This window comes from Ruegeria sp. SAZA006, assembly GCF_059613465.1.
Map to the genome: position 1 here is coordinate 146,060 of NZ_JBXWSO010000016.1, position 14,074 is coordinate 160,133.

Genomic DNA, 14,074 nt, shown 5'->3' on the forward strand with positions numbered 1-14,074 from the left:
ATGCGGCGCTGCAGCGAAGAGTGGTCTTAGACGCCGCCCAGTATCAGCAGGCTGCACTGATCGAGAAGGTCGCTGGCCGTTTGCCGCGCGGCGCTGGCCGCCGTGATGTCCGAGCCAAAGGTTGCCGTATGGAGCAAGCGCGCATGGGCGTGTTTTGAGTTCACCCGGTGGCTCAGGACCAGTTCGGCCTCCTCTGCCGTCACGGTCGCCTCAAGCAAGGACACGAAGCCGCCGCGAAGCAACTCATAGTCCTGCGCCTTGGGGTCGTTCAGAAGCCAGGCATGCTCCATCTCGGCCGAAAAACGCCCGGCGCAGCCGGCAAACGATTTGACCATGTCGGTTTCAGCATGAAGCAATCCGATGGATGAGAAAGTGCATAGTGCTGAAACGAAAATAGTTTTCAAAGCGCCCATGTTTTGATCATTGCAACCGAAAAAGCGCCCGTCAAGGCAGCGCTTTGTGAACTGGCCTGCCCATTTCCCGACAGGCTTCGGTCGCACCGGGCCATGACGGAACCGGTTCCGCGCGGTTTTTGCGTCCCGGCCCTGCCGGGGCGCATTGAACCCGGTTGAGGGCTGGCCGGACCAGACTAGCTATTGCCCAGATTTGGTTCGGAGAACGGTTTTGCAGATCGTCTGGTTCAAGCGGGATCTCAGGGTGCAGGACAATCGTGCCCTGGCTCAGGCGGCACAGCGGGGGGCGCTGTTGCCGCTTTACGTGGTTGAACCCGATCTTTGGCGTCAACCCGACATGTCCGCTCGCCAATGGGCGTTCATCCACGAAACCCTGGTCGAGCTGCGCAGGCAGCTTGCGGAACTTGGCCAGCCCCTGATCGTACGGACGGGCGAGATGCTGTCGGTCCTGGACGATCTTGCGCAAAGTTTCGACCTCACGGCCCTGTGGTCGCATGAAGAAACGGGAAACGACTGGACCTTTCAGCGGGACAAACGCGTGGCGTCCTGGTGCCGAACCCAGGGTATTCCCTGGCACCAGCCGCGCAATCACGGGGTTCGCCGCCGTCTGGCTTCGCGCGATGGCTGGGCCAAAGAGTGGGATCGCTTCATGAACGAACCGATCACGCCCGCACCCATATTGCGGCCCATCCCGATGGACCCGGGTGTGATCCCGTCCAGCAGGGAACTGGGGTTGCACCCGGACCCATGTCCACGGCGGCAGTCGGGCGGCCACACGGCGGCGTCGGATCGGTTGACCACATTCCTGAGCACGCGCGGCCGGACCTATCGCAGCGCGATGTCCTCACCTCAGCTGGGGGAACATGCGTGTTCGCGCCTGTCCCCGCATCTGGCATGGGGAACGCTGTCGATGCGCGAGGTGATGCAGGCCACATGGGCGCGGCAAAAAGCGCTGAGCCACACCTCCGACAAACAGTGGCGGGGGGCGATGTCCTCGTTCGAAGGCCGGCTGCATTGGCACTGCCACTTTATCCAGAAACTGGAGGATGACCCCCGGATCGAGTTCCAGAACGTGCATCGCGCCTATGACGGGATCCGCCCCTCGGTCCCGGATTCGCATCGGCTGGAGGCCTGGGCCAACGGTGAGACCGGCCTGCCATTTGTTGACGCATGCATGCGGTACTTGCGGGCAACGGGGTGGCTCAACTTTCGAATGCGCGCGATGGTGATGGCGACGGCCAGCTATCACCTGTGGCTTGACTGGCGCGCACCCGGTGAGGTTCTCGCCCGCCTGTTCACCGATTACGAACCGGGCATCCACTGGAGCCAGGTGCAGATGCAGGCCGGCACCACAGGTATCAACGCGTTGAGGATCTACAACCCGGTGAAACAGGGCCATGATCAGGACCCGACCGGGACCTTTACCCGCCGTTGGTTGCCGGAACTGGCAGATATCCCGGATCGCCATCTGCAAGAGCCGTGGAAGGCCGAGAACGCAGGTGCCGTGCTGGGCAAACGCTACCCGATGCCCATCGTCGATCACGTCGCGGCGGCCCGGTTCGCCCGGGATCGGATCTGGGAGGTGCGGCGCGGGGAAGGATTCCGGTACGAGGCTGCGAAGGTCTTGGCCCGGCATGGCAGACGCAAGGGGCGCTTGCGGAAAGGAAACAGCCGTGCGGTCACCCGCAACCCGGCGCAATTGTTATTGGACTTGAGGGACTAGATGCGGATGCGGAAAAAGTCGGATCTTCCGACAAAAACCTGCACCACATGCGGGCGTCCTTTCACATGGCGGCGAAAATGGGCCAAGGTTTGGGACGAGATGCGCTACTGCTCGCAGCGTTGCCGCCGAACCCGGTCATCTTCGACCGGCCAAGGCTAGAGGCTTTCGAGTATCTCGCGCGCGCTGTCGCGGTATTGGGCCTGTTTTTCGGGGTCCATCCGGTCCCAGGTTCGGTAGGCATGACCCAATCGGGGATTGCCACGCAGCTTGTCGGCGTTGCGTGCGAGGAAATCCCAATACAATGGATTGAAAGGGCAGGCATTCGCACCGAACTTGCGCTTCACGTCATAGCGGCAATGCGAGCAGTGATCCGACATTTTGTTGATGTAATTGCCGCTTGCTGCGTAGGGTTTTGACCCAAGCAATCCGCCATCAGCGAATTGGCTCATTCCGATCACGTTGGGGGCCTCGACCCATTCATACGCATCGGCGTAAACCGCCAGGTACCACTCGTGGACTTCGTGCGGATCGACCCCGGCCAGCATCGCGAAATTGCCAGTCACCATCAGGCGCTGGATATGGTGGGCATAGGCTTGGTCGCGCGTCTGCCCGATTGCGGCCGCCATGCAGGCCATTTCCGTTTTGGCCGTCCAGTAGAAGTCCGGCAGCGGGCGGGTTGCCCCGAAGTGGTTGCGTTCCGTGTACCCGGGCATGTTCAGCCAGTAGAGGCCCCGAACATATTCTCGCCAGCCGATGATCTGACGGATAAAGCCCTCGACAGCATTCAAAGGCGCGCGGCCTTCATAATAGGCACGCTCGACCTGCCGGCAGATCTCCATCGGCCCCAGCAGACCCGCGTTCAGGTAATGCGACAGGACCGAGTGATAGAGGAATGGTTCTGCCTGTAGCATCGCGTCCTGATGGTCCCCGAACAGAGGCAGAGCGTGTTCCACGAAATGGTCCAGCGCCTCGAGCGCGCCGTCGCGGGTCACCGCAAACCAGAACGGGCGCAGCTGTCCGAAATTGCCGCCAAACCGGGTTTCGACAAGGCTCAGAACCTCGGTGGTAATGTCATCCGGGTCGAATCGGGGCGGTTGGGGCATGAACAGATCGGCAGTGGCGGGCTTGCGGTTTTCCGCATCAAAGTTCCAGCGTCCGCCTTCGGGTTGGTCGCCGTTCATCAACAGCCCCGTTTTGCGCCGCATCTCGCGATAGAAATATTCCATCCGCAACTGCTTGCGTCCGTCCGCCCAATTGCGGAACTCCTGATGCGTGGCGACAAACCGGTCATCTTCCAGCATATGTAGATCGGTTTGGCTTTGGTCCGCCCACTCAAGCAAGGCGGCTTTCAGCCGGTATTCGCCGGGCTCGGTCACCTGAACGTTCGCAATAGACAGATCCCCGATGGCCCGCGCGATCTCGCCTGTGATGGAGCCGGTATTGTCAGGGTCATTCAGCCTGACATAACGAACCTGCCACCCCGCCGCACCGAGCTCATCTGCGAAATGGCGCATCGCCGAAAAGACAAACGCGATCTTCTTTTTGTGATGCGGAACATATCCCGCCTCGTCCGCGACTTCGGCCATCAACACCGTGTCGCGCGCCTTCTCGGCCTGACTCAAGGCGCTCAAGTTTTGGCTCAATTGGTCGCCGAGAACCAGGATCAGCCGGCTGGAGGAGCGTTCGTTTGTCTGCGTCATTTCCGTCGAGTTAGGGCCGCCTCGCGGATGAGCAACCTAAACTTCTGGAAAGGTTGCGCTTCAAACAAATTGGAAAACCGAAGCAACAGACGAGAAAACTTGCGGCAAACCATAGAAGTTTGTTCCAAGAAGCTATGGTGCCGCTGAAGGGACTCGAACCCCCGACCCCATCATTACGAATGACGTGCTCTACCAGCTGAGCTACAGCGGCCCATTTTTTGACGCGCACCCGTGCCCGTGGGGGCGCGGTATGCGGTGCGAAGGATCGTTTAAACCGTCCCACGGGCGTAGGCAAGACCGGTTGTTGACCCCAATGTGAGGTTTTCTTGGAGGGCGAATGGCCTTGTTCACCCGTCGTTCGACCCGAATGCCGCTCTGGCTGAGGGCAACCGACGATCCGGTCGGAATCAGGCGCGCTTTTCTCCGATTGATGCGATGCCCAGAACAGCAAGCACCTTGGCTTCGATCTGTTCGGCGTTCATGCCCGCGACCGCGTACATGTCGGCGGGGCTGGCCTGGTCGATAAAAATGTCCGGCAGCACCATCGAGCGGTATTTCAGGCCGCGGTCGAACACGCCCTCATCCGCCAGCAGCTGCGCCACGTGGCTGCCGAACCCGCCGATGGCGCCTTCCTCGATGGTGATCAGCGCCTCGTGGTTGGCGGCCAGGTCCAGGATCAGTTCGCGGTCCAGCGGCTTGGCGAACCGTGCGTCGGCGATGGTCGGGGTGATGCCGCGTGCGGCCAGCGATTCGGCGGCCTTCTGCACTTCGGCCAGCCGCGTGCCGAAAGACAGGAGCGCAACGCGTGCCCCCGACTGGATCAGGCGGCCCTTGCCGATTTCCAGAACCTGCCCGCGTTCGGGCAGATCGACGCCCACGCCTTCGCCCCGCGGATAGCGGAATGCGATGGGGCCGTCGTTATGGGCGGCGGCGGTGGCGACCATGTGCACAAGCTCGGCCTCGTCGGCGGCGGCCATCACCACCATGCCCGGCAGGTTGGACAGGTAGGCGATGTCGAACGACCCGGCATGGGTCGCGCCATCGGCACCCACCAGCCCCGCGCGGTCGATGGCAAAGCGCACCGGCAGGCGCTGGATCGCCACGTCGTGCACCACCTGGTCATAGCCGCGCTGCAAAAACGTTGAATACATCGCGCAGAACGGTTTCAGCCCGCCCGCCGCCAGCGCGGCCGAGAATGTGACCCCGTGCTGCTCGGCAATCGCTACGTCGAAACAGCGCGACGGGTAGCGTTCGGCGAACAGGTTCAGCCCGGTGCCGTCGGGCATCGCCGCGGTCACCGCCACGATCTTATCGTCGCGGCTGGCCTCGTCCACCAGGGTCTTGCCGAAGACCGAGGTATAGGACGGTGCGTTCGACGGCGCCTTCTGCTGCTTGCCGGTGACCACGTCGAACTTGGCGGTGGCATGGCCCTTGTCGCGGGCCTGCTCGGCCGGGGCATAGCCCTTGCCCTTTTTTGTCAGCGCGTGGATCAGAATCGGCCCGGTCGCCCGCGCCTTGACGGTGCGAAGCACCGGCAGCAGCTGGTCCAGGTCATGCCCGTCGATCGGGCCGACATAGGAGAATCCCAGCTCTTCGAAAAGCGTGCCGCCCACCGCCATGCCCTTGAGCATCTCCTTGGCGCGCTTGGCGCCTTCGCGGAACGGTTCGGGCAGCAGCGACACCGCCCCCTTGGCGGCGGCTTTCAGATCGTGGAACGGCTCTTCGGCATAGATGCGCGAAAGATAGTTTGACAGCGCACCCACGGGCGGGGCGATGCTCATCTCGTTGTCGTTCAGGATCACGATCAGGCGTTTTTTCAGGTGGCCGGCGTTGTTCATCGCCTCGAAGGCCATGCCGGCCGACATCGACCCGTCGCCGATCACCGCGATCGCGTCGCCCAGCCCCTCGGGCGTGACCCCGCCCAGGTCCCGGGCCACGGCAAAGCCCAGCGCCGCGCTGATCGAGGTCGAACTGTGCGCCGCGCCGAACGGGTCATAGGGGCTTTCGCTGCGCTTGGTGAACCCGCTGAGGCCGCCTTTCTGGCGCAGGGTGCGGATGCGGTCGCGCCGCTCGGTCAGGATCTTGTGGGGATAGCACTGGTGCCCGACATCCCAGATGATCTTGTCGCGCGGCGTGTCGAACACCGCGTGCAGGGCCACGGTCAGCTCGACCACGCCCAGCCCCGCGCCCAGATGCCCGCCGGTCACCGAAACGGCCGAGATCGTCTCGGCCCGCAGCTCGTGCGCCAGCTGATGCAACTGCGCGTCCGAAAACTGCTTGAGATCCGCCGGGCGGTTCACAAGGTCCAGAAGCGGGGTGTTCGGACGGTCTGACATGGCATCCCTTACGGTTCAGCTTTCACGCGCAATAACGAAGCGGGCGGCGTCCTTCAAGGTTTCGGCCCGCGGTCCGTAGGCGTCCAACGCGGCGCAGGCCTGCTCGACCAGCTCGGCAGCGCGCGCCTTCGCTGCATCCAGACCCAGCAGCGAAACGAAAGTTGCCTTGCCCGCCTGTGCGTCCTTCTGCAGTCGTTTGCCCGCCTTTTCGCTGTCACCTTCCACATCAAGGATGTCGTCGGCGATCTGAAAGGCAAGACCCAGCGCACGGGCATATTGGCGCAATGGGGTCGGATCAGCCTCCGACAGAACAGCACCGGCGCACGCCGACCATTCGATCAGCGCCCCGGTCTTGCCAGCCTGAAGATGCGTGATTTCCGGCAGGGTCAATGGCTGTTCGGCAGACTCGGCAGCGATGTCCAACGCTTGACCCAGAACCATGCCTTGGGCGCCGCTGGCCCGGGCGAGGGTCAGCGCCAGTTCGGCCCGAACGCCTGCAGATCCGACCTCGGGCCGGGTGCAAAGTTCAAATGCCAGCGACTGCAAAGCGTCGCCAGCCAGAACCGCGATGCCGTCGTTCCATTGCTTGTGCACGGTCGGACGGCCGCGACGCAGATCGTCATCGTCCATGCAGGGCAGATCGTCATGCACCAGGCTGTAGGCGTGCAGCGCCTCGATCCCGGTCGCGGGCCAGATCGCGCAAGTCTCATCCATTCCGTGCAGCCGGGCGCTTTCCAGCACCAGAAATCCGCGCAGCCGCTTGCCGCCCTGCGTGGCATAGGCCATCGCGCGGGTCACATCGACATCGTCCAGCGCGCCCAGAACCAGATCGAACTGCGCCTGGATCAGCGCAGCATCCTGCACCAGCCTTCCGGAAAACATTACAGGCCTTCGACAGGAGTCGTCCCGGTGGGTTGACCATCGGCATCCAGCGTGATGGCGGCTACTTTCTCCTCGGCGCGCTTCAGCTCGTCCTCGCAGCGTTTCTTCAGCTTGGCGCCGCGCTCGTACAGGGCGATCGACTGGTCCAACGCCACGTCTCCGCGCTCCAGTTGGCCGACCACGGCCTCCAGCTCTTTCATCGCCTGTTCGAATGTCATCTGTTCAACGGGGGTCTCGGTCATCGGGCTGCCTTCATCAGTTCTTCAACATGGGCGCGTGTGGCCTTGGCCAGTGCGTTCAGATCATACCCGCCTTCCAGAGTCGAGACGATACGGCCCCCACACAGCTCATCGGCGATCCGGCACAGCTGCGCGGTGATCCAGGCGAAATCGTCGGTGGACCAGTTCAGATTGGCCAGCGGATCGTCCTGATGGGCGTCGAACCCGGCCGAGATGATGATCAGCTCGGGCTTGAACGCGCGCAGCCGAGGAAAGGCCTGCGCCTCGTAGGCCGCGCGCATCTCGGCCCCGCCGGTGCCGGGGGCCAACGGGATGTTCACGATGGTGTCATGCGCACCGGTTTCATTCGGTCGCCCCGAGCCCGGCCACAGCGGCATCTGCTGGCTGGTGATCACCAGCGCCCGGGTCTCGTCCCACAGCAGATCCTGCGTGCCATTGCCGTGATGCACGTCAAAATCCACCACCGCGACCCGATCCCGCCCGTGATGATCCAGCGCATGCTTCGCTGCCAGAGCAGCGTTGCCGAACAGGCAGAACCCCATGGCGGTTTCCCGTTCGGCATGATGGCCCGGCGGCCGAATGGCGCAGAACGCATTCGGCGCCTCACCGCCCAGCACCATGTCCACCGCCCGCACCACGGCCCCCGCCGCCCGATAGGCTGCATCGACCGAGCCGGGTGACATGAACGTATCCCCGTCGATCTGGCGGAACCCCTCAGTCGGGCGGCTGTCACGGATTTCGCGGATGAAACTCTCGGGATGGATGCGCAGCAGATCATCGTCCGCCGCCAGCGGTGCGGTCACCCGCTGCAGGTCCAGCGGCTCAAGCGCATGCAGGATATGTTCCAGCCGGGCCACCCGTTCGGGGTGCCCCTCGGGGGTGACATGACCCAGACAGTCGGCATGCGTCAAAACAGCGGTCTTCATGAAACTCCCCCACTTCATCTGGCCCACAATATCCTCGCCGAAGGCAAGAAAACGCCGCGCAGCGGCAAAATCAATCGGGCGCCAGCATATATCCCGCGCCCCGCACCGTCTGCAGATAGCGCGGCTGCTTGGGGTCCTGCTCGATCTTGCGGCGCAAGCGCGTGATCTGCACGTCCACCGCGCGTTCCTGCGCCTGCCCCTTGTCGCGCCCCAGATCTTCGACCAGCTTCGACCGGCTGATCGGCTCGCCCGGCTGGGCCGAGAAGATCTTCATCAACTGGCTTTCAGTGGCGGTCAGCCGCACCGGCTCTTCGCCCTGCCACATCTCGCCGCGTTCAATGTCATAGCGGATCGGCCCCAGATGCAGGATCTTGGCGGCCGTATCCTGCGCCGTGGTTTCCGGCATCCGCCGCAGGATGGCGTTGATCCGCAACAGCAGTTCCTTGGGCTCGAACGGCTTGGCCAGGTAATCGTCGGCCCCGGCTTCCAACCCGGCGATCCGGTGCTCGGTCTCGCCGCGTGCGGTCAGAAGAAGGATCGGCGTGTCGTGTGTCTCGCGCAGGGCTCGGGTCAGGCTGACGCCATCCTCACCCGGCATCATCACATCCATCACGATCAGGTCGAAATCCAGCCCCGACAGGACCCGTCGCGCATGGGCGGCATCACGCGCCGCCGTCACCAGAAATCCGCTGCGCATCAAGAACTTCTTGAGTAGATCGCGGATGCGTTCATCGTCATCGACGATCAGAAGGTGGGCGTCCACATCGCTCATGAAGTTGAATCCCGCAGTTTCACATAGGCTCGACGCATATCAGCATCCATCATCGCTTCAAGAACTTTGCGGAACCCGGCAACCGCCTCGGGGCCGGCATCCTTGTAGGCCGCGCGCATACGGGCGCGCTGGGCGTCCGACAGCTGTGACTCGAGCGCCTTGCCCTTTTCGGTCAGGTACAGATGGCGTTCGCGCTTGTCGACGGTGCCGACCCGGCTCTCGACCAGGCCGTCATCGATCAGCGTGCGCAGCACCCGGTTCAGCGACTGCTTGGTCACCCCCAGGATCGCCAGCAGATTGTTCACCGTGGTGCCAGGCGCGCGGTTGATGAAATGGATCGCCCGGTGATGCGCGCGGCCATAGGCCATTTCGCTTAAGATGCGGTCGGGATCGGCGGTAAAGCCGCGATAGGCAAAGAACATCGCCTCGATCCCCTGCCGAAGCTGTTCATCTGTCAGAAACAACAGGCTTTCTCCGCCAAAGACCGGGGCGGGGCGGATCTCGGACATATCGGGCCTCATTCGTTACACGCCCCAACTTTAAGTCAGCGTTATTGACATTCCAAGGGCGGACAGGTATCGAATCGCAGTTTTTGCGCAATTTTGTGTCCGGGTCGGACCTAAGTGGCGCAACAATCGGAAATGTGGCCCGGGTCAGGAGGTTTCGGATGGCGGGATATGACGATCGTGACGGTGTCATCTGGATGGATGGCGAATTTGTGCCCTGGCGCGATGCCAAGGTGCATGTCCTGACCCATGCGATGCACTATGCCAGCTCGGTCTTCGAGGGCGAGCGCGCCTATAACGGCAAGATCTTCAAAAGCCGGGAACATTCCGAGCGGTTGATCAAATCGGCCGAGGCTCTGGACATGCCGATGCCTTACACGGTCGATCAGATCGAGGCGGCCAAGGCCGAAACGCTCGAGAAAAGCGGCCTCAAGGACGCATATGTGCGCGCGCTGGTCTGGCGCGGCTCGGGCGAAGACATGGGCGTGGCCTCGGCGCGCAACCCGGTCCGCATGGCCATCGCGGTCTGGCCCTGGGGCGCCTATTACGGCGATGCCAAGATGCAGGGCGCCAAGCTGGACATTGCCGAGTGGAAGCGGCCCAGCCCGGAAACGATCCCGGTCCATGCCAAGGCGGCGGGGCTGTACATGATCTGCACCATCTCCAAGCACAAGGCCGAGGCCAAGGGCTGTTCGGATGCCTTGTTCATGGATTACCGCGGCTATGTGGCCGAGGCGACCGGTGCCAACGTATTCTTCGTCAAGGATGGCGAAGTGCATACGCCGCTGGCCGACTGCTTCCTGAACGGCATCACCCGGCAGACGGTGATCCAGATGCTGAAAGACAAGGGCATCACCGTACACGAACGCCACATCCTGCCCGAGGAGATGGCCGATTTCGAACAGTGCTGGCTGACCGGTACCGCGGCCGAGGTCACGCCGGTGGGCCAGATCGGCGAGTATACCTTCGAGGTCGGTGACCTGACCCGCGAGATCGCCAACGACTACGAACAGCTGGTCCGCAGCTGATCCGACATCCGCGCGGGCGGTGGCCGACTGGCCTTGCCGCCCGTCCGGGGTTTTTTGCAGATCGTCCGCTGCGCTGGACGGTCGGGTGCGAATCCGTATCCTTGGCGCATGTTGGACCTGCTCAGCGATATCCTGACGCGCCTGTCTTTGCGGGGCACCCTGTATTTCCGGACCTCGTTCACGCCGCCTTTCGGCGTGCAGGTGCCTGCGTTCGAAAACGTCGCCCGGTTTCACTTCGTCCAGCGCGGAGAGCTGAAGGTGCATGTGTCCACCACCGGCGAGACCCTGCGGTTGCGTCAGGGGGATCTGATCCTGATCCCGCACGGGGCCGCACATGCGCTGCTGTGCAACGAGGTCCGGCCCGTGGATGCCTTGCCGCTGGAGCAGGTCCTGGACCGGGCCGGCTACAAAGGTGACGGTGTGTTGGTCTATGGCGGAGCCGAGCAGGACCGTGACACCCAACTGATCTGCGGGCATTTCTCGTTTGCCGGTCCGGCCGGGCGGCGGGGCACCGGGCACATGCTGATCGATCGCCTGCCGCCCTATTTCCTGATCGAGAACTACGGCGAATCCGCTGGGGCCTGGATCGAGGCCACGCTGCGGATGATCGAATCCGAAGTTGCGGGAGCCCGGATCGGCGGTGACCTGATCGCGCTGAAACTGTCTGAGGTTCTGTTCGCCCAGGCAATCCGCGCCTATCTGGAACATCAAAGCCCCACCGATGCGGCCCTGTCGGGCTTCGCCGATCCACGTATATCACGCGCGCTGGGCGCCTTTCACCGCGACCCGGCCCGCGAGTGGAGCGTGGCATCGCTGGCGCGTGAAGCCGGCATGTCGCGCACGACCTTCGCGCAGCTGTTCACCCAGAAGATGGGCGCCACGCCCATGCAATACCTGACCGACTGGCGTATGCAGATCGCCTGCCACGGACTGATCGAAAGCCGCTGGAACGTGGCCGACGCGGCGGCTCAGGTCGGCTATGCCTCCGAGGCGGCGTTTTCGCGGGTGTTCAAGAAGCAGATCGGTCTGTCTCCGGCCGCGTACAGGGCGATGCACTGATCCGGCGATTCGACGGACGATCTGCAAGATATCCCAAACGATCTGGGCTGCTGCGTTCGAGTTGGCGAGCCTATCCTTGATCCATCGTCAATCAAGGAAAGGAAATATCATGTCTCTGCGTTTTGTTACTCGCACCATTCATGCCTATCTGGACTACCCGGTGGCACTGGCCCTGATTGGGCTGCCTTTTGCCCTGGGACTGGGCGCGTCGAACCCGATTGCGCTGTGGCTGTCGGTGGCCACCGGCGTGGCGGCTTTCGTGTTGACGGCGCTGACGGATCATCACCTGGGTGTTTGGCGCGTGCTGCCCTACAGGTTTCACCTGGCCGTCGATCTGCTGGTGGGGCTCACCTTCCTGTTCGCGCCCAGCCTGTTCGGCTTCACCGGTCTGGATGCGGTCTACTACTGGCTGAATGGCGCCGCTGTGGTGGCCGTAGTCTCGCTCAGCGCGCCCGACCAGACAGCCACCGCCTGACCCCTTGCTCCGGCCATTTGGGCGGGGCGAATTTTGGTCTTGAAAAATCCGACAGAAATTGTCAGTTTTAGCCCAACGCCAGATACCCCGGTATCAAGCCTTTGATTCCGAGACGGCCTGCGCGCCAAGCCGAACACCTGCGAGGGCGCGCCACCGTCTCGGAAACGATTTCGGAAAGGCCACGCGATGCGCGACCCGATACTTGAACTTCTGTCCAGTTCAGACCTGCCCCTTGGCAGCGGGTGTTGCGCCGATGGCGACCTGGTGGCCTACCTGGACTGCAAGTGCCAGGACGGACGCTGTGATCGGGCGGCCGGGGTCGCGGACGCCCGGATCGCCACTGTCCCCCAGAGCACGCCGGCGGCACCGGCAAGTGGTGCCGTCCCGCGTTGACCGATCAGAAATCGACGCCGCGCTGGGCCTTGATGCCGGCCTGAAACGGGTGCTTTTCCTCGGTCATTTCGGTGACCAGATCGGCATATTCGCGCAGCGCCTGCGGCGCGTCGCGCCCGGTCAGGAACACGCTGGTCCGGTCCGAGCGGGCCTTCAGCCCCTCGATCACCGCGTCCACCGACAGGTATTCATAGCGCAGGGCGATGTTGATCTCGTCCAGCACCACAAGGTCATAGTCGCCGCTGGCCATCAGGTCGCGCGCCTTGTCGAAGGCATCGGTGGCGGCGGCGATGTCGCGGTCGCGGTCCTGGGTGTCCCAGGTGAAGCCTTCGCCCATCGTGTGCCAGGTGACCAGATCGCGTTCTTCGAAGAACCGCCGCTCGCCGGTCTTCCATTTGCCCTTGATGAACTGCACCACGGCGACTTTCTGGCCCCAGCCCAATGCGCGGATCACCACGCCGAAGGCGGCCGAGGATTTGCCCTTGCCCTTGCCGGTGTTGATCAACACCAGCCCCCGGCCGGGATCCACGGCCTCGGACACTTTCTTGCGGTGCTGGGCCTGCACCTGTTGCATCTTCTGTTTGTGGTCCTGTGCGTCGCTCATGGCAAAACCTCGTTGATTGTCCGCGCCAACCTAGGCGATGGGCGCGAAAGGTAAAGTCAGGGTTTGTGATCGGTCAGTGACCGCGCTTTGCCGCGCTCCAGACCCAGCTGGTGTTCGCGCCAGATCACAACCGCATTGCCGGCGATCACCAGCGCCGCCCCCAGCAGGATCGCCAGGGTCGGCAGCTCGTCAAACCAGACATAGCCGATGAAGATCGCAAACAGCATCGACGTATAATCATAGGGCGCCAGCATCGAGGCCTGCCCGAACCGGTAGGACGAGGTCACCAGAATCTGCGCGACGCCGCCGATCAGGCCCATCGTGATCAGGATCAGCAGCTGGTCCAGGGTGGGCACGGTCCAGCCCCAGAACACGGTCAGCGCCGACAGCAGCGTGGCGGTCATCGAAAAATAGAAGACGATCGCGGCGGGGTGGTCGACCTGCACCAATTGCCGGATGTGGATCTGCACGAAGCCTCGGGCCACGGTCGCGCCCAGCACGCACAGCGCGCCGATCGTGGCACCGGTGCCCAGATCGGCCGAGCCCAGCCGCGGCCAGATCATGATCAGCACGCCCAAGAGCCCGATCGCCACCGCGCCGATGCGGATCAGGCGGATGCGCTCGCCCAGCAGCAGCGCCGCCAGGATCAGGGTGAAGATCGGGGTGGCATAGCCAATGGCCGTAACCTCGGGCAGGGGCAGCAGGCTGAGTCCGGTGAAGGTCAGGCCCATGGCGGTGGTGCCCAGCACCCCGCGCCAGAAATGGCCCATGGGTTTCTTGACGACAAAGCCCTGCGCCAGTTCCCCGCGCGAGATCAGCCAGGCCACGATCACCGGCACCGCGAAAAGCGAACGGAAAAACACCATCTGGCCCGGCGGGAAATCCGCCGACAGCGCCTTGACCAGCGCCGACATCGCCGTGAACAGGAACAGCGCGCTGAGTTTCAGCGTCACGGCCAGCAAAGGGCGATTAGAGGTCATGGATTGGGCCATCGGCGCGACCCTGCCCCCTTGCGCGG

General features: G+C 63.3%; 15 protein-coding genes and 1 tRNA gene. 5 read left to right on the forward strand and 11 right to left on the reverse strand.

The genetic code is table 11. The features are described from left to right. Positions 1-26 precede the first annotated feature (26 nt). The gene (locus AC2FNZ_RS15835; protein WP_170340832.1) at positions 27-335 is read right to left on the reverse strand and encodes a hypothetical protein; all 309 of its coding nucleotides are present in this window, start codon (positions 333-335) and stop codon (positions 27-29) included. Between the two features lie 289 nt (positions 336-624). Here AC2FNZ_RS15835 and AC2FNZ_RS15840 point away from each other — a divergent pair, with 289 nt between their 5' ends. Both AC2FNZ_RS15840 and AC2FNZ_RS15845 read left to right on the forward strand, forming a co-directional pair. Then, complete coding sequence (locus AC2FNZ_RS15840) at positions 625-2,136, forward strand: FAD-binding domain-containing protein (protein WP_496841216.1); 1,512 nt, start codon at positions 625-627, stop codon at positions 2,134-2,136. Positions 2,137-2,142: 6 nt separating this feature from the next. Next, complete coding sequence (locus tag AC2FNZ_RS15845; RefSeq protein WP_496841444.1) at positions 2,143-2,295, forward strand: DUF2256 domain-containing protein; 153 nt, start codon at positions 2,143-2,145, stop codon at positions 2,293-2,295. Here the strand turns inward: AC2FNZ_RS15845 and AC2FNZ_RS15850 are convergent. The 8 genes from AC2FNZ_RS15850 to AC2FNZ_RS15885 form a co-directional block, all read right to left on the reverse strand. Then, positions 2,292-3,836 (reverse strand): cryptochrome/photolyase family protein, encoded by a 1,545-nt coding sequence (locus tag AC2FNZ_RS15850; RefSeq protein ID WP_496841217.1) that lies wholly within the window; start codon positions 3,834-3,836, stop codon positions 2,292-2,294. The two genes, AC2FNZ_RS15845 and AC2FNZ_RS15850, sit on opposite strands and share 4 nt — an antisense overlap. Before the next feature lie 135 nt (positions 3,837-3,971). Then, a tRNA-Thr gene (locus AC2FNZ_RS15855) sits at positions 3,972-4,047 on the reverse strand. Positions 4,048-4,243: 196 nt separating this feature from the next. Then, positions 4,244-6,172: a 1-deoxy-D-xylulose-5-phosphate synthase gene (gene dxs, locus AC2FNZ_RS15860; protein ID WP_496841218.1), complete on the reverse strand. Its 1,929-nt coding sequence runs from the start codon at positions 6,170-6,172 to the stop codon at positions 4,244-4,246. Positions 6,173-6,187: 15 nt separating this feature from the next. Continuing rightward, the gene (locus tag AC2FNZ_RS15865; RefSeq protein ID WP_093964011.1) at positions 6,188-7,054 is read right to left on the reverse strand and encodes a polyprenyl synthetase family protein; all 867 of its coding nucleotides are present in this window, start codon (positions 7,052-7,054) and stop codon (positions 6,188-6,190) included. Further along, a complete protein-coding gene (locus tag AC2FNZ_RS15870) occupies positions 7,054-7,296 on the reverse strand; it encodes an exodeoxyribonuclease VII small subunit (protein ID WP_005979588.1) in 243 nt (80 codons plus the stop codon). The genes AC2FNZ_RS15865 and AC2FNZ_RS15870 overlap by 1 nt, the downstream gene beginning before the upstream one ends. Beyond that, positions 7,293-8,219 (reverse strand): histone deacetylase family protein, encoded by a 927-nt coding sequence (locus AC2FNZ_RS15875; RefSeq protein WP_170588259.1) that lies wholly within the window; start codon positions 8,217-8,219, stop codon positions 7,293-7,295. The genes AC2FNZ_RS15870 and AC2FNZ_RS15875 overlap by 4 nt, the downstream gene beginning before the upstream one ends. Positions 8,220-8,289: 70 nt before the next feature. Next, entirely contained in the window at positions 8,290-8,991 is a 702-nt protein-coding gene (locus AC2FNZ_RS15880; protein ID WP_093964013.1) for a response regulator, read from the reverse strand. Continuing rightward, positions 8,988-9,500: a MarR family winged helix-turn-helix transcriptional regulator gene (locus AC2FNZ_RS15885; RefSeq protein ID WP_093964014.1), complete on the reverse strand. Its 513-nt coding sequence runs from the start codon at positions 9,498-9,500 to the stop codon at positions 8,988-8,990. The genes AC2FNZ_RS15880 and AC2FNZ_RS15885 overlap by 4 nt, the downstream gene beginning before the upstream one ends. Positions 9,501-9,658: 158 nt before the next feature. On the opposite strand from AC2FNZ_RS15885, the gene AC2FNZ_RS15890 reads away from it, so the two are divergent. From AC2FNZ_RS15890 to AC2FNZ_RS15900, 3 genes are all read left to right on the forward strand, one after another. Next, positions 9,659-10,525 carry a branched-chain amino acid aminotransferase gene (locus AC2FNZ_RS15890; protein WP_170340845.1) on the forward strand — a complete coding sequence of 289 codons (867 nt, stop codon included), beginning with the start codon at positions 9,659-9,661 and terminating at the stop codon, positions 10,523-10,525. A 108-nt stretch (positions 10,526-10,633) separates the two neighbouring features. Next, the gene (locus tag AC2FNZ_RS15895; RefSeq protein ID WP_496841219.1) at positions 10,634-11,584 is read left to right on the forward strand and encodes an AraC family transcriptional regulator; all 951 of its coding nucleotides are present in this window, start codon (positions 10,634-10,636) and stop codon (positions 11,582-11,584) included. A 109-nt stretch (positions 11,585-11,693) separates the two neighbouring features. Further along, a complete protein-coding gene (locus AC2FNZ_RS15900) occupies positions 11,694-12,059 on the forward strand; it encodes a hypothetical protein (RefSeq protein WP_170340849.1) in 366 nt (121 codons plus the stop codon). Between the two features lie 397 nt (positions 12,060-12,456). Here AC2FNZ_RS15900 and cobO read toward each other — a convergent pair whose 3' ends face one another. Both cobO and AC2FNZ_RS15910 read right to left on the reverse strand, forming a co-directional pair. Then, positions 12,457-13,056, reverse strand: coding sequence for a cob(I)yrinic acid a,c-diamide adenosyltransferase (cobO, locus tag AC2FNZ_RS15905; RefSeq protein ID WP_496841220.1), 600 nt, complete (start codon positions 13,054-13,056; stop codon positions 12,457-12,459). A 56-nt stretch (positions 13,057-13,112) separates the two neighbouring features. Beyond that, on the reverse strand, positions 13,113-14,048 hold the full coding sequence (locus AC2FNZ_RS15910) for a DMT family transporter (protein ID WP_496841221.1): 936 nt from the start codon (positions 14,046-14,048) through the stop codon (positions 13,113-13,115). Between the last annotated feature and the right edge of the window lie 26 nt (positions 14,049-14,074).